The sequence below is a fragment of the Culturomica sp. genome (assembly GCF_003524185.1).
Taxonomy (GTDB): Bacteria; Bacteroidota; Bacteroidia; order Bacteroidales; family Marinifilaceae; genus Culturomica; species Culturomica massiliensis.
In genome coordinates, this window is sequence record NZ_DOED01000027.1 from 44,147 (window position 1) to 61,625 (window position 17,479).

Here is a 17,479-nt window from a genome sequence, read left to right on the forward strand (position 1 = left end):
TTTAGATTATACCTATAATCCTCTCCTGCAAAAAGGAGGAATCGTAAATCAAAATCGAGGTAGGTATGGATTTTAAATTGTTTGACAAACTGATTCGTTATCCGATTTGTTTAATCGTCAATCTAAGATTTTAAAGGTATGGTTTGGTTTTAATAGTATGGTTTAATTTAAATAGAAAAAAATGAAATTCAGAAGTTTATTTTTGAGTGCTTTATGCCTTTTATCCGTCAGTTGTTTTATATCCTGCAGCGATGATGACGACGATGACGATGATATTACGTCAGGAATATTGATTCTTAACGAAGGAAGTTATCAGGGAAATAATGCCAGTATTACGGCCTATAATCCGAAGACGGGAGGAATAACTGCCGATTTGTATTATGCGCTGAACGATAAAAAATTGGGGGATGCCGGTCAGGACATGATTACCTATGGAAATCGGGTGTATGTAACAGTGTACGGTTCGAGTCGTTTGGTGAAATTGGATAGCCTGGGCAGAGAATTGAAAGCGATTACGTTCTCTCCGGCTGATGGTCAGCCCCGGTATATGGCGGCAGAAGACGGAAAATTATACGTTACGCTTTGGAGCGGCCAGGTGGCCCGCATAGATACGACTGATCTGACGATTGAGAAGTATGTTACTGTTGGTGCTAATCCGGAACAGATTGTAGAAGAAAATGATAAATTGTATGTGGCCAATTCCGGTTATGGAGCCGGTACGACGGTTTCTGTCATCAATTTAGGTACTTTTACGGTTGAAAAGATAATCACGGTTGTCCTGAATCCGAATCTTATCGTCGAGGCTGCCGGTGATATTTATGTACTTTCTTATGGGAATTACGGAGATATCCCTTATGCGTTGCAGCGTCTGAACGTTGCAAACGGCACCTGTGATAATATTGCTGTTGCCACAAAAATGACAGCGCATGGCGATATAATATATTTGGTAAACTCCGTTACCGACTGGTCTGTTAAGCCTTATGTGACGACGAATAACTTTTTCACTTACAACGCGAAGACAAGGAAATTGAACGAAAACTCTTTCCTGACCCTGACCGGAGATGCTGAGTCTTTGAAAACCGAAAGTATTATGATGATGGAAATAGATCCGTATACCGGAGATATTTACATCGGTACTTCCGATTATACCAATACCGGTGATGTTTATCGTTTTTCCAGGAATGGAAAGTTGATTAAAAAATTCGGTAGTGGTGGTATTTCACCTAATAATGCCGTATTTTTCGAATGAGACGATCCGCATTTTGTCTGATATCGGTTTTTATCTTTCTGCTTGTATCTTGCGGGCAGAAAGGTAAAACACAACAGGAAGGTAAAGAAAATTGCCGGGTAGAATACGCTACGGGGTATACGGTACGTCGTGGTGCTGATTATACGGAGGTGAGCATTCGTGATCCCTGGGATACGACCAAATTATTGGCACATTATGTTCTTGTAGCCCGGGATCGTGAATTGCCGGCGGATTTACCGCCGGGGATTGTAGTACGGGTGCCTTTGGAAAGAGTCGTTGCAGCGACATCGGTACATTGCGGTTGGTTGGAAATGTTGGGTGTACGCGATGAATTAATCGGGGTTTGTGAATCGCGTTATATCGATTTGGATTTTGTGCGCCGGGGATTGGCGGAGGGTAAAATTACGGATATCGGTGAAGCTTCCGCCCCCGATGTGGAAAAATTGATTGAATTGGAGCCGGATGCTATGATTACTTCTCCTTTAAGCAATGCTCCTTATGGACGGGTGGAGAAAACCGGAATTCCACAGATCAAATGCGTGGATTATATGGAGTCGACTCCCTTGGGACGGGCGGAATGGATTCGTTTTCAGGCTTTGTTTTTTGGAAAAGAGGCTTTAGCCGATTCGCTTTTTAAAGAAATTGTTGAGTCATATAATGCCGTAAAAGCTTTAGTAGATAGCGTTGAGGAGCGTCCTTCTGTGGTGACGGAAATGAAATACGGCTCTATGTGGTATATTTCCGGAGGCCGCAGTTATATGGGCCGTTTCCTTCAGGATGCCGGAGCCGGTTATTGCTGGAAAGACGATGAGCATGCCGGTTCATTTCCCTTGTCTTTTGAAAGTGTTTTTGAACAGGGGGGTGAGGCTGACTTTTGGTTGATTAAGTACAACCGGGCACAGGAAATGAGTTACGAAGATTTGAAACGGGAATATACTCCCTATGCTAATTTTGCAGCCTGGAAAAAACACAATATCTTTACCTGTAATACGGGAGTTGTTCCCTATTATGAAGAGGTTCCGATTCGTCCGGATTATCTGTTGAAGGATTTGGTAAAGATTTTTCATCCCGAACTTTTGCCTGATTATCAATTGAGGTATTACAGCAAGATGAAAGAGTGAGGGAGGGGGATTTTAGATTTTAGATTTTAGATTTTAGATTGTAGATCGGGATATAAGGTTGAAAAGAGTTTTGGGTTTACGATTTACGGTTTTGATTGAGATACGAATCGGAACTGTAGTTTCGTTAATCTGAAATTAAAAACTGGATAAATGAAGTATCGTATCGTCTGGTGTATATTATTACTTTTGGGTATTTTATTCGCTGCCAATCTGTTCCTGGGATCGGCGAAAATTCCTTTTCGTTCGGTCTTGTCCATATTGATGGGTGAAGGGACGGAAAAGGATACCTGGATGTATATTATTTTGCAAACCCGTTTGCCGCAGGCTGTAACGGCCATGTTTGCCGGAGCTGCCTTGGCTGTAGCCGGTTTGATGTTACAGACGGTTTTTGCCAATCCGTTGGCCGGGCCTTCTATCCTGGGTATTGATTCGGGGGCGAGTCTGGGAGTGGCTTTGGTGATGCTGCTGTATGGAGGTACAGTCGGAGGTGTAGTTGTCGGGCTTTCTTTTTCAGGTTATATGGCGGTTATATTCGGTGCATTTACCGGAGCCATTACGATATTGGGTATCATTATCTTTTTTTCGACTTTGATTCGGAGTAATGTGATGCTTCTGATCATCGGAATCATGATCGGCTATATCACTTCTTCGGCAATCTCTTTACTGAACTTTTTTTCTACGGCCGAAGGGGTATTTTCGTATACCATGTGGGGTATGGGCGATTTTTCGGGTGTATCGGCCGAACAATTGCCTTATTTTTGCGGTATACTGGCCTTGGGATTGCTATTGGCTTTGGTGTTGATCAAGCCTTTGAACGCTTTGTTGCTGGGAGAGCGGTATGCGGAGAATCTGGGGGTTAACGTAAAGCGGGTACGTATATTGTTATTGATCAGTACGGGTATATTGACGGCTGTCACGACGGCATTCTGCGGTCCGGTTGCTTTTATCGGTTTGGCTGTGCCCCATATTGCCCGGTTGATGCTGGGTACCTCAAATCACAAATTATTGATGCCGGTGACCTTGTTATGCGGTTCTTTCATAGCTTTGTTGTGTAACTTATTGAGTGTGTTGCCGGGAAGTGCCGGAGTGATTCCTTTGAATGCCATTACACCGGTATTAGGAGCTCCGGTTATTATTTATGTGATTGTCAATCAGAAAAAGATACAATATTTCAATTGAGTTAAATCAACGGTTAGAGGCTTGTAAGCCTTCGGTTAAATATATGCAGCGAGATTCAATGATAGAAGCCAGGAATTTATCCATCGGTTACCGCTTGGGAAGACGAGGGAGAAAAGTATTATATACGGAGCTTTCTTTCGGACTTCGTCGTGGAGAATTGACCTGTTTATTGGGGCCTAACGGAGCCGGAAAGTCTACATTGCTGCGGACTATCAGTGGATCGCAGCGTCCGTTGGGGGGAAGTATACTGTTGGAAGGGAGGGAATTGTCTGTCTGTACCGAACAGGAAATTTCCCGGAAAATAGGCCTTGTATTGACAGACAAGACGATGACCGGCGGCTTGACGGTATTCGATCTGGTGTCTTTGGGACGTCATCCGCATACCGGTTTTTTCGGACGTTTGAAAGAAAAAGATTACACAATTATCCGGGATTCTTTAGATGCAGTGGGAATCGGTGCGAAAGCGGATCATTATGTGGCGGAACTGTCTGATGGGGAACGTCAAAAGGTGATGATTGCAAGGGCATTGGCACAAGAATGTCCCGTACTTTTGTTGGATGAACCGACGGCTTTTCTGGATGTTGTCAGCCGGATCGAAATTATGAGTTTGTTACATAAATTGGCGGCAGAGCAGGGGAAGACGATTCTGCTTTCGACGCATGATCTGGAGCAGGCGCTGTTACTGAGTGACCGCCTGTGGCTGCTTTCCCGGACAGAAGGACTCCAATGCGGCATTACGGAAGAGTTGGTATTTCGGGGAACGATGGATCATTTTTTTGCCCGCAATGAGATTGTCTTTGACAAAACGAGCGGTAGCTTCCGGCCTTTGCCATCGCAAGGAATACAAGTGCAGGTGGAGGCATCCGGCGAATTGTTGTTCTGGGTGAATAATATTTTGATGCGTAACGGATTTTGTTGTGCAACGGAAGGGAAAGATGTAGCCTTTCTGCTACAAGCTGGTGCTCCGGATGATTTTATCCTCCGTTTCCCGGATGGAAGAATAGATAAGTTCACTTCTTTTGCTGAATTGGATACTTACCTGAAAAATGTGTATAAATTGTAGATTTTAGATTTACGATTTTAGATTGTGCCTCCATTTCTTCCTTGTAAGAAAACTGGGAACTTTGAAGTTTTAGCGATATATCGGGTCTATACTAAAAGCGTTTTTGTGAATTTTAGATTAAAAAATCTGATACCGAATCCGGTTTCCGGGCAATTTAAAATTTACAATTATATGAACGAATGGATAGCGGGAGACATTAGTTTTTGGGACTTGTATTCGGTTTTAATATTCTTTTATGGGAAAACAGATAAGTTCTGATCTGTGTTTTATGAAAAATTGAATTTTGATATTCTTTTATTCTAAACAGTTTTTTTGACGTGATAATAAATAAAAATGACGGCTTAAAAAGGCATTTTCAAGTTTTAAGAAGTTGAAAAATGAAATGAATGTTTATATTTGTTATCAAAACTGTTTAAAATCGAATATGTTCCGGATTATTTTTCTGTTGTATATTGTTACAATATGGGGGTGCGGTAATGATCGTTCGGCTCTGGAAAAGAGACGGATAGACTTAGGTGTGCTGAACCGGGTAGAGGGAATGGCTGCTGAACATCCTGACAGTGCTTTGGTGTTGTTGCATACTGTCGACGAGTCGAGTCTGATGAAACGGCAGGAACGGGCACGTTATTCTTTATTATTTTCTGAATTGTTGGATAAGAATTATATCGATTTGGAAACCGATTCTGTGATTCGTCCGGCAGTGGAATATTTTTCGCAAAACGGTAAGTATGAAGATCGGGCAAAAATGTATTATTATCTGGGAAGAATTCATGAAAATGCCGGTCGTACAGAAGAAGCCGTGGCTGCTTTTGTGTCAGCGGAAAAATATGTCGGAAAAGAGCAGTATAATTTGCAGGGGTTGATATATAGCCGTATGGGGTATCTATACGATACTCAGGCAAATGCAGAAGCGACTGTAAGAATGTTTGCTAAAGCCAGTGATGCTTTTCGAAAAGGCGGTAAGTTAAGAAATTTGAGTTATACATTGAGAGAGGAAGGTAGTGCTCTTATTCTTCTGGAAAATAAAGAAGCAGCAAACCGGCTGTTTTATGAGGCTTTAGATATTGCCTGCCAGTTGAAAGATACGCTGAATGTATTATCACTTGTTCAACAAATAGGTACTAATTTCGTTTTTTATTATAAAGATATAAAGAAAGCCAAGGACTTGTTGAGTGATATATATAATAGATATTGTGGCGGAGAGATTCCTGAAGGTCATTTTGCTTTGTGGGGGTATATTTGTTTACAGGAAAAAGATTTGCAGAAAGCAGAATATTATCTTATGCATGACACAGGGCCGGATTCCAGTCCTTACGCAACGATTGGCACGTATGAGATGTGGAGTATGTTATATGAACAAAAGAAAGAGTATCGGAAAGCATTAGATTATGTCAAGCGGGCAGGGGAGTTGAGGGATAGTATTTATGTTGTAGAAAAAGATAAGTTGGTACAAAATCTGGAACGGCAATACCGGACTGAATTGCTTCGGGCAGAAAATGAAGAGTTGCATACGATAAATGTGTATTTGTTTATTATTTTTCTTTTGATCTTTTTCTTTTTTGTTTGTGTATTGACTCTGTTTGTTTATAGGGCCAAGCGGAAAGAACGGGAAAAAGAGGAGAAAATCAACTCTTTGAAGTGTGTATTGGATGACTGGATCAATTTTCTGAAAACATTGGCCGATATGGCGATTAAGATGAAAAAAAAACCAGAACAATTTTTGGAAACATTTAAAGAAAATCTCAATCTCAAGACCGGTAAGGAACGTTTTTTCTCAAATCTGCATGCATGGGTCAATCAGTCGCACAATGGTATTGTGGATTACCTGAAGCGAGAGTATCCCCATTTAACCGATGAAGATTTGGATTTTTGCTGTCTGCTTTATTTGAAAATGCCGGTTGACGTTATGTTGCAGATGTATGATCTTACCAATAAAAATTCCCTTTACAATAAACGTTCGGATCTCAGAAGAAAGATGGGGCTTTCTCCGGAAATTAATCTGGAACAATATCTGGATGGATTGTTAGTAAATCTGGCCCGTTGATTTTCTGACGTTAAATTTCAATTTTATATTTTGAAGGTATGCGTTCTGAAAATAGCTTTTTTAGATCGTAATGATATTGATTGTCATTCTGTTAGTAATATGTTTCTTTTCGATCAAAGTGTAATGTATTGATTTTCATATGTTTGTGTGATGTGTTTTATATGGATGAGATCGGGATGATATACTTTTTTTAGTAACGATTTCATTGTCAGTTGTTTCACGTTTGTTCTGATGAGATCGAAAGGGATGTATTTTTTTGTTTTTTAGGGGATAGGTGTGTTAGATTTGTAATAAACAGATTAAAAATAATTTTGAAATGTGTTCAACGTGAATAAAATCTTCAGACGGTTTTAACCCTTTAAAAACGAATATTATGAAAAGGTTTGTTGTTGTTTTATTTTTTATAATGCCTTTCAGTCTGGTAACTCAGGCACAAGAGTGTAATTTTACCGGTGGAGTGAGGACCGATATGTCTTTCAGTAGTTCAAGGTTTAAACCTTTTGAAGTAGGTATCGATTTGGGTTATTATGTCGTTCATAATTTATTTGTATCGACACATATTGAAAGTTCTGTCGGGCTTTTTAAGATCGATGGTTTAAAAACTTATTATATGAACGAAACGCTGGGAGTCGGTCTTGGATATAATGTTTTATCTTTTGATAACGGTGTCTTGGATGCTAGGGGGAAATTCGGGACAACTCTCGAAAATAAAGACTGGAAATATACGTATTATGATGCCGGTGTTTTTTATAATTTGGGCAAACAAAAGGTAAAGCCGACATTCGGTATAGGAGTCAGGTATTACGATTCGAGTAATGATCATGTGGATAATTATTTGAGATTGTATGTCTCTTTGGGATTTAAGTTTAATTGATTCTTTAAATAAAAGGAGTATCTTTTATCCGGTATTGAAATAAAAGTGCTCCTTTTGTATTTTAAAAATGTTGTTTCCCACCTTGCAATTTATTTTTATGGACTAAAACAGATCTGTAAAATTGAAGTGATAGAGTTTGTCATTATCGGATTGCTTGTCGATTCATTTTGGATTATAGGAAGTAAATCCTTGCGCGAATAATATAAAACGTTTATTTTAGAAAAAAATGCCGATTTTTCAACATATTGTTATTTTAATATGAGTGAAGAAATTAAATCAATTGTAATATCGTTTATTCTCGGCTCTATAGGGGGGGGGGATCGCGGCAGAATGTCTCGGTTATTATTTAAAAAAACGGAAGGAAAAGAAGGATAAATCTTCTGTCGATAAAGGGAATGGCAAAAAGGATGGGGGATAATCGTACCGGGGAATGTCTTTTCTTTGGTATAATCGACGGTATTGGAACGATAATGTTAATAGAACTAATTTTACGACTTTAGATTAAAAAATCTGATACCGAATCCGGTTTCCGGGCAATTTAAAATTTACAATTATATGAACAATATTTCTCGTTTTTCATAAGGAGTTTCTTTTTTCTTAAAGGTAAAAAAGCTGCCGAAAACGGCAGCTTTTTTAGGGTCTTCATTTTTATTGTGCTTTTTTCTTAAAGATATCGAAGTTGACACCTATGGAAAATTGCAGGCTGTTTTTTATCGGATTGTTGTCAGAGATTCCGGCAACATAGGAGAAGTCGGCCAACAGGTTGTAGTAGCGTAATCCGACACCGGTGCTGAACCAGGTCGGGTGGCCGTTATCATTGTTCCCGTGGTGGTATCCGGTTCTGAGGGCTACTGTCTTGGCATACCAATATTCGGCTGCCAGGGCCCACATGATATTGTCGGACTGGATATCGCCGAAAGAGGAAAAATATCCCCCTACTCCGGATTTATCCGGTTTTTCATTGTCCTTATACCGGGGTGTCATCAGGGCATCGGCTTCGAGGGCAACCATCAGTGAATGTTGGTTGTTGAAATTGAGTTCGTAAGATGTACCTAACCGAAGATCTCCCGGCAGATAGGATTCGTTGTCTCCTCCGTATTTCAGTTTCGAGCCGATATTTGCCAGTGTCAGGCCGGCCCGCCATACGGCATTTTCTGTCAGGAAATTGACATTTTTATTGAAAAACAATGAGATGTCTGCAGCTACAGCATTCGCCGGATCTGCCTTGACGTTTCCGACCATCTGCCCCATTCCGAGTTCTGAACGGATGTATTTTAAAGTAACGCCGGCAGACAGGTATTGGCCCAATTTGCGGGCATAGGCAATATCGATACTCATTTCGTAAGGGTTTTGTTCCCCCATATTCAGACCGTCTTCGCCGATAAACATGACATCTCCGAAGGAGAAATATCTGAATCCGGCAGAAATGGTTTGCATATCGTCGAGTTTATAAGAAAAACCGATACTTGACAAGTTGATGTCTTTGACCAGGTCCCGCATCCAGGGGCTGTAGGTGTATGACAACTCGGCTTTGGTTTCTGTAAAGGCGGATTTTGCAGCATTCCAGAAAATAGAATAGGGATCGGCTGAAGTTGAAGCTCCGATTGAACCCAAAGCTCCGGCACGAGCGTCAGGAGCGATGGATAGGAAATAGGCCCCGCTATACAAAGAGGATATTTGGGATTCCTGGGCTCTGGCTCCGAGTGTTGAGAGAGCCGTGAGAGCTATAATGGATATTTTTCTGATCATATTACCAATTTAATAGAGGGGAGAGAGGTCGTCTCTCCCCGGATAAAACTTATTGTTTAACTACTTTTGAGGTGATTTTAGCCCCTTTATGTTCTACTTCCAAAACATACATACCAGCAGGTAACGCAGTGATATCTATCGCTTTAATAGAACCGGCAGTCATCGCTGTTTTTTCGGTATATACCATGTTACCGCCCATATCGTAAAGCCGTATGATTACTTCTCCTTCCACATCATCGGAACATTGTACGTTCAGGATGTTGCTGGTCGGGTTCGGATAGGCTTTTACCTGGGCTTCGAAGATTCCGCTTCCGTTGCTTCCGCCTTCTACAGTCACTTTAAAAGTGGTTGTCGCCTGCAATAGAGCAGGATCTTGTGCTGTCAATGTAATGATTGCTTCTCCTTCAGCTTTGATTACAAATTCAATGGCATCTCCGTCGGCAACAAGAGCTTTTACGGCGTCAGGATTGGAAGAATGAGCCGTGTAACTCAATTCGTCACCGTCCGGATCAGAAAATACCGATGATAGTATCAGACTCTCAATGATATCACCTACTTTTTGAGTTTTGTCTGTCGGTTGCAGAATAACGATTGGTGCACGGTTCACTTTTTCAACGTAATAGTCAACGGTTAATGTACTTGCATTGTCGAATACATCTTTTGCTTTTAGAGTGAATGTGTGATTTCCGTTGTCCCCGTATTTCGGAGCCAGGGTCACGCTAACATTACCATTGTCTTCATTTAAAGTTGCTATTCCGGACTCGTCTTCTACGGTAACTTCGAAATTATCGTTTTCATTATCTACGACAGTAAATCTGGCGGTGGTTTCCTGTTCTTCTTTAACACTGATCTGTTTATCGATTCGGGTGATTACCGGTGCAGTGTTTTTATTCAAAGTTACAGGAATACTTACTTCCGGATTTTCCGGGTCGTTGCTTGCAATTTTGATAATGGCTTTGTTGTTGTTTTCATTTCTGGCTTTGCTGGCGTCAACGTGGAAGTTGACAGCTTCGGTTTCGTGAGCGGCAACTGTTCCTGTTTCCGTATTCAGTGTTATCCAGGAGGAACCGGCTTCTTGCTGATACAATAAAGTCAGGAATCCCAAAGAGCCGTATTGCTCTGATAATTCGGTTACATCAGCCCATTCTCCTTTGAGTTTTAGCATATAACGCAGGGGAGTAGCTACATCTTTGGTCGGAACAAAAGCAATAAATGCTTTCTCGGGTATATAGATGTAAACCCAGAATTTTTCATTCGGGTAGATGTATACCGGATTTTCAAATTCGATCTCTTTGGCCGATACACTGATTCTGTCGCCTTCTGCTTCAGGTCCTCCTGTGATCACTTTGCTGGCGCGTCCGGCAACGGTATTATTATTGAAAGAACTACCCGTTCTGACTTCGATGATAAATTCTGCATTTTCCTGTTCTCCCAATGAAGCCATAAATTTGATTTTGGACATGTTAAATCCTCCTTCAGGAGCTGTAAATTCGGTACATGCAATATAAGGATCTTCGCCTGTAGCCGTGCCGATGACAATCATTTGTCCCTGGAGATTGAAGTCATAGCCGAGGCTGTCCGTATACTCTCCTGTTGCCCTGGTAACAGGTAGCGACTGGAAACTTGCATTTTTAACTTTTGTATCCAGGCCAAGAGCCGTCAGGGAGATGTCGTTAGCGGCCTGAATCGCAGTAAGTGCATTTACTTCATCATTATAAGAGATACTGACTTTGTAATCCAGTTTATAGTTTCCGTTATTTATAATCCGGATATTTGTATCAGTACTAAAGTGTTTGTCGGGAGCATACAAATCCATTTTTTCCGGATTTACTTCAATGACAGGAGCTTCGACGATATTATACTTTAACGGAATTTTTATCGTTTCGTATCCGGGTAGATCGGTTGTAAATACTAATGTGTCGGTAACTTCCATTAAATCCATGGTATTCAGGAATGAAACGGCGAATTTTTGAGCCTCCTTGCCGACTTCCAGGGGATTGAATTCGTTTATAGGTACGTACAGTCCGCTGGCCCAGTCGCCTTGATTTCTGGGTTGTACATTCAATGGACCGACACCACCTCCGGCTTGAGTACTCCAGTAAAGGACGTCGAATGTCGGAAAGAATGGGGTTTGCCAGTCATTGGGATCATACTGGGACTGTTCATTCCAGGTTAAGCCGGTAATGTGATATGCGGCGGTACCGACATTGCGGAATGTAAAGACATAATTATTGGGGTAGGATTCGATAAAGATATCCGGTAATGCCAGTTCTTCCGGCCATTCTCCGGAAGGTGTTCCGGTTACCGTCAGGTTCAGGGGAACGGTAATTTCCGGTTTTGTCGGAACATTGGTCTTTACAAGGTTTGTAGTCTGATAAGTACCGGCCAACAGACCGTTTGCCGAAGCTTCCATTTTCAGGTTGGCCGTTTCATTCGGTTGTAATTCGGATGTTTTTACCGGATAGAATTCGATAGCACTGCTCATATTCAGGTATCGGCTTCTTAAAGTAAGTCTTTGGGATTCTTCGGCACCTTCATAAGCCAAACCGTTGATTCCGTATGCACTCCATTGAATACCGCCTTCAAGTAATTTGTATTGGAATTTAATATTACCGTTTTTATAAAGAATGGCCTGGAAACACAATCCCAAACTCATTTGGTTTGAGAAATCGATAAAGGATACGATCACCCGGTCGTCTTCAGCTTTATAGTAAATACCGACGGGTTGAGTCGGATCTAATGCATATTCAGCAGGAGATGGGGTGTGGTGTCCCCAATACGGTGCTATATACGGCGTGAAGTCGGCGGAAAAATCTTCCGGCCATGAATCTACTGCCGGGAATTTCTTAAATGTAATGAAGCCCGGACCGTAAACATATATTTTGTTATAGGTCTTTCCATAGAATGTGAATTCAAACGGTAATTCCTGTTCGAAACTGACATGGGTATAGAAATACTCTTCTTTGTAATGAATCGGAGAATCTGTAATGTCCTCCCATTGATACAGGATATTGTCGTCGTCGATGGAAGAACTGTAGATGTAATCCAGCGATTCATTTGCTTTTAACGTATCATTAACCGGATATAAAATCGTAGTCGGAGTGATCGAATACTTTAATATACTTTCTCCGGTATTTTTTATGCTCATATCCAGTTGTTTGGCTTTACCGCTTTCGAGGGTTTCCGCGTATTGTGCCGGAGTAATTTCGATGTCGGGAGCATCAATAATTGTCGAAAATAACCGGGTTGTCAGTATTTGGCTTCCGGCTGTCGTAACGGACATAACGGATTCATAAGAACCTTTTGTCGTAGATACGGCTGTAATATAAATGTCTTCAGACGTACCGGCTTCCAGCGTGAAAGGTAGTGGTTTGCCTACCGTGTAAGTAAAAGTCGGATCTGCGATTTCAAGCCGGGTGATTTCGATGGGGGCATTTCCTTTATTCAGGAGGCTGATTGTCGATACGGCCCGGCCTGTTTGGAAAACTTCACCGAATAAAAGCGTATCCCGATCGAGTTCTACCACGGGTTGATAATAGTCACCGGTAATGTTGGCATCCAAACGGATTATAGAAGTCGAATTATTGGGATCGTTGCTCAATAGTACCAGTAAATTCGTTAAATCACCTTTATACATGGACGAATCGGCGGCCAGACTGATATTGACGGTTTCAATTTCATTGATGGCTACCGTACCGCTTTTTTTGTCTATATCCCGGATCATATTTTTACCCGGAGCAACGATTTTGATTGCCGTACCACTTTGAATGTGTTCCCATATATCGATGTTGTCTTTGTTGACCATATCGACATCCGTGATTACGAATGGGTCCTTCACCTCATAATCGATACAACCGATAAAAATATTTTGGGGTTGGCTGATCATGAACGGATCGTAATCTTTATAGAACATTTCGACATCTCCGTTCGGAGAGAGTGCTATGCGGAAAGATACATCGGTTTCTCCGTCTCCGTCAGCATTGAAAACCCCTACATTTTCAAAACTAACGACGAATTTGCCGTTTTGTTTGGCGTAGGCGATTTTACTTCTCGGACTGATAGAAAGTTGATAAGCCATTGGCGTAATCAGGTCCAGGTGATCGCTGCATGAAGTGGAAGCCGGCATGCAGGCATGTAGTGAACCGGTTTCACCGCTGAATGAAAGTATACCTAATTTGCCGATGTAGACTTGTTCGAAGTCTTTACCGAAGAATGGGAATTTAAATCCGATGTTGACAGCTTCCGTCCATATTGTATTTTCGTCAAACAGATTCTGTATCTCTGTGGTATTCAGTAGTTCGTCCCAACGGAATTGACAGGTTTCGTTCTTATTAAACCCGGGAATATTACTGATATATTCATAACCGTATTTGTGGGAGGTTTTGGTAATACCGGCTACCGTGTCTTCTGTAAATTTCGGGAAAGCAAACTCCAAGGGATAAGATCCGGTATTGCTGATTGTAATTTGTTTTACAGTGGGAGCGGCATTCAAATCCAGGTCGCCTACAGCTACCTGTGTCGGTGCGATTGTAATATGGGCCGGATTGATAGCTGTACCTGTCAGGGTGATGTTGTGCGTTTCCCCTGTTTCACTGTTCAGGGTAAATTTACAATTGAATATTCCTTGATAAGTCGGCGTGAATTTTAGTTTGATACGGCTGGTGGAACGGGCTTCTAATGCCGGAATCGGGACTCCCTCACCCCATTCTCCTGATGTATTGAAATGGTTGTCACTGAAACTGTATCCACCGTTATAATCGTATAAATCATATCCGCCTTGTCCTGCGAATTTTCCGTAACCGTTATTGAATATTTCGACGATTACTTCTTTTCCTTTGCCGACAAAAGTTTTTCCGAAATCTATTACTTTTGCACTTTTCAGATCGGGTTTGTGTCCTTTTACGGAGAGTGTACCGGGGATCGTTAATTTTTCTTTATCCTTGCAGTTGGTATTCAGGTATAATTTGAAATTGTAATCTCCGTTAATCAATTTTACTTTTTCAGGAGAGGCGATTACAGCTTGTTTATCGTGTGGTCTTACAATACCGGAAGAGGGATTCAGGGTCAGATATTCGATCCATCCCGGAGTTTGGCTCACCGCTTTTATCGACCAGGCCTGTAGGTCGGCATATTTACTGAGATTTCCTTCACTCAACACCTCTCCCAATGTATGCCAGGTTTTTCCCATATTGGAACTGTAATAACTGTAGAGGTGGGCATTGGAATAGTCATATTCATCACCGGTTCCCAGGCATCCGGCATTGCCTTTAGGCATATGAAAAACAAGCCAGAAATCACTACTGGAAGGGATCATGATATCTTCGCTTAGACGTATCGTATGTGAGAAAGGACTGACAGCATCCAGCGTGTCGCTGAGCAACAATCCTTCCGGTGTGAGTCCGCCTTCACCGGAATAAACTTCCACGATGGGACGTCCTTGGGTATATACGCCTTCTACATAGAATCCGGTTAAATTGAATCCTTCCGGATATAATGATGGATCGACAAAGAAATATTGAGCCATGGAATTGGTCAATGCGGTATCTCCTTCTCCGATATAGAATCTCAAATCCTTGTAGTATTGGAATTCTTTCGGATATTCGTCCAGGTTGTAGCCCGATTCGATGACCTCAGTCGGCGTTACGGACTGAGTGTTAATGATACCTTTAAAAGAATAGGTTTTCGGTTGTTTTTTTGCGGTAGCGGAAGCTGTTGTTGTTCCGGGGGTATTGAATATACTCCAGGGGTCTTTGTAGTAGCTTCTTATGCTTGCATTCCATTTTAACAGTCCTTCTCCCGTATTATTTAAGACGATAGAGTCTTCGGCTGTATACGACTGGGTAACGTCCATTTCGATGGTGTAGTCGGTTTTGCTGAGTTCCAGTTCGGGTCCGGCATTGGTAACGATCGTTTTTACTTCTGACAGTTCTGAGCCGTTTTGCCAGCGGTCGAAGGCTTTTACGGCAACCCAGTATTCAGTCTCGGGTTTGAGCCCCGGAATATTGATTGTGATTTTATCTCCGGTTTTATTAAAACGGGTGGCGATTTCCACGCTTTTTAAAACACTCAGATCACTGGTAGCAGTGAAAGCTTTGTCGCTATAGTAAGCAATTCCTTTGGCGATATTGTCATTATCCGGATCGCTGGGGAGCAGATATTCGACCTGTATATCTTCCTGCGAAGCTACAAGTGTAAAATCAGCAATTTTAGCCGGAGCATTGTTGTTTTTAGCATCCAGGGCCATGTAAGCATCGATTATTCCGGAACCTAATTTCCCTATATATTGCGGATTATAGCCGTATATGTCATGTACGGATTCCGTCAGGCGGTTTCTTAAATCCGTATTCGTGAAATCAGGACCTCCGTATTTAGCGATAATTAATGCAGCAATACCAGAAACATGAGGACAGGCCATAGATGTGCCGTCATAATAGCCGTAACGGTTACCCGGGAATGTACTGAGTACTCCCCAGGATTCTCCGCCTAATTCCACATCTCCCCCGGGGGCACTGACATCGGCCCAGTCCCCGCGGCTGGAGTAAGAGGCTACTTTGTAGTCAACGCTTAGTGCCGTAACGGATACGGCCGTTGCATAAGCACCCGGATAGAACGTACCTTCCAAACCGGTGTTGCCGGCAGCAAAGATGCAAAGGCCGCCTTTCATCGGGCTTCCTTCGTAATTTCCGGCTTCCTGGGTAAAATAGTCCATAGCATCCAATACGGCTTGCTCTACATAGCCGTCATTGTCCCAGCCCCAGGAGCATTGTGCTATGACAGCTCCTTTGTTGGCAGCGTAAACAAAGGGAGTGGCGAAGTCGCCCTGTCCTGCGTAATCGTCGAATACCTGACAGGACATCAGAAGAACCCCGTCTTTGTTACCGGTACCTCCGGCGACACCGCATACCCCTTTGCCGTTGTTATTTACGGCAGCTACTGTTCCCGCTACGTGAGTACCGTGTTTGTGTGCTGTCAATGCCGGCGATTTGGCTGCAAAATTATAACCGTATATATCATCAATATATCCGTCACCATCATCGTCGACGCCTTCTTCACCATTTAATTCCGCTTCATTGACCCATAAATTGTCGATCAGGTCTTCGTGTGTAATATCTATACCACCGTCAATAATGGCAACAATAACGTTACGGGCGCCTGCCGTAATTTCCCAGGCTTTGTAAAGATTGATGTCGCAACCTGCGATACTGCCTTGAATACTGCCATCGTTTGCATAGTGCCATTGATTAACTAGTAAGGGATCGTTAAAAGGAAGAGTAGCCCGTGTTTGAGGGGTTGGGGTTACATCTACCGTTTTAGAGGGCGGTAAGGTTTGTACTCTTACGATTTCAGCTATTTTTATACCGGATATTCCCTTGAATCGGTTTACTGCTTGTTCCGGAGTTAATTTTTCATCGTAACTGATTTCATACCATAAATGAAGCCCGTGTTTCCTCATTCTCTCCTCGAATTTAGGCGCATAAGGGAATACCCGCTTCATGTTTACGGCTTTAATTTCTTTATTTACCGCATCGAAAGATTGAATTCCTGTCGATACGATTCCACCTCTTGTCCGGGGGGTGTTACCCAGTTGTTCTGCCACTGCCGGATCAAGTTTAACCCTGATTACACCGTCTTTGGCATAACTTGCTAACTGTTGTCCATTTATCGGTAAACACCAGAGTACCGATAGTAATATGAAACAACTGAAAATCCATGTTTTTCGCATACTTTTAAATGTTTAAAATGATTTTGCTATTTTTTAATAAAATGTGTGTATGTCTTCAAAATAAATGTTTATATAAATTTTAAATTGCCTGACAACCTGATTCGTTATCAGATTTTTTAGTCTAAAATCATAAATCTGCAATTAAAATGTTCCATAATAATGGATGATTTTATTTAAAGTAGTTTTGGAAAGAACATGAGTCATTTGTAACAGATAATTTAATGTCTGTTAGTGAATTAGATAAAAAAGTAGCAATGAAAAGAATGAATTTTGTAGACCTGTCGATCTTCGACTGAAAAAAAGGAACGATTTTGGTTGGGATAGAAACTTAAATCCGATATTTTCATTTCTTTTACAAAGAAAAGGATTTATTTTTAAAAATTGGTTAAAATGGGCGGTCGTTTTTTTATTTTATTTTTGAAAAAATTGCTTGCGAATCCCAATAGAATATAACCTGGCCGACTGTCGTATATTTAC

At 41.6% G+C, this 17,479-nt stretch carries 8 protein-coding genes; 6 read left to right on the forward strand and 2 right to left on the reverse strand.

Annotated elements, in window-relative coordinates; all coding sequences use genetic code 11:
* Positions 1–181: 181 nt before the first annotated feature.
* From DD657_RS09505 to DD657_RS09530, 6 genes are all read left to right on the forward strand, one after another.
* Positions 182–1,249 (forward strand): YncE family protein, encoded by a 1,068-nt coding sequence (locus DD657_RS09505; protein WP_287049682.1) that lies wholly within the window; start codon positions 182–184, stop codon positions 1,247–1,249.
* Positions 1,246–2,370: an ABC transporter substrate-binding protein gene (locus tag DD657_RS09510; RefSeq protein ID WP_118773408.1), complete on the forward strand. Its 1,125-nt coding sequence runs from the start codon at positions 1,246–1,248 to the stop codon at positions 2,368–2,370. The genes DD657_RS09505 and DD657_RS09510 overlap by 4 nt, the downstream gene beginning before the upstream one ends.
* Positions 2,371–2,520: 150 nt before the next feature.
* Complete coding sequence (locus DD657_RS09515; RefSeq protein ID WP_021987105.1) at positions 2,521–3,549, forward strand: iron chelate uptake ABC transporter family permease subunit; 1,029 nt, start codon at positions 2,521–2,523, stop codon at positions 3,547–3,549.
* 43 nt (positions 3,550–3,592) lie between these two features.
* Positions 3,593–4,612, forward strand: a complete 1,020-nt coding sequence (locus DD657_RS09520) for an ABC transporter ATP-binding protein (protein WP_287049683.1) — start codon at positions 3,593–3,595, stop codon at positions 4,610–4,612.
* 424 nt (positions 4,613–5,036) lie between these two features.
* Positions 5,037–6,656 (forward strand): tetratricopeptide repeat protein, encoded by a 1,620-nt coding sequence (locus DD657_RS09525; protein ID WP_287049684.1) that lies wholly within the window; start codon positions 5,037–5,039, stop codon positions 6,654–6,656.
* Between the two features lie 373 nt (positions 6,657–7,029).
* Positions 7,030–7,530, forward strand: coding sequence for a hypothetical protein (locus DD657_RS09530; protein WP_082989254.1), 501 nt, complete (start codon positions 7,030–7,032; stop codon positions 7,528–7,530).
* Between the two features lie 648 nt (positions 7,531–8,178).
* Here the strand turns inward: DD657_RS09530 and porV are convergent.
* Together porV and DD657_RS09540 are read right to left on the reverse strand one after the other, a co-directional pair.
* Positions 8,179–9,279, reverse strand: coding sequence for a type IX secretion system outer membrane channel protein PorV (porV, locus tag DD657_RS09535; protein WP_287049685.1), 1,101 nt, complete (start codon positions 9,277–9,279; stop codon positions 8,179–8,181).
* A gap of 49 nt (positions 9,280–9,328) precedes the next feature.
* Complete coding sequence (locus DD657_RS09540) at positions 9,329–17,002, reverse strand: S8 family serine peptidase (RefSeq protein WP_287049687.1); 7,674 nt, start codon at positions 17,000–17,002, stop codon at positions 9,329–9,331.
* Between the last annotated feature and the right edge of the window lie 477 nt (positions 17,003–17,479).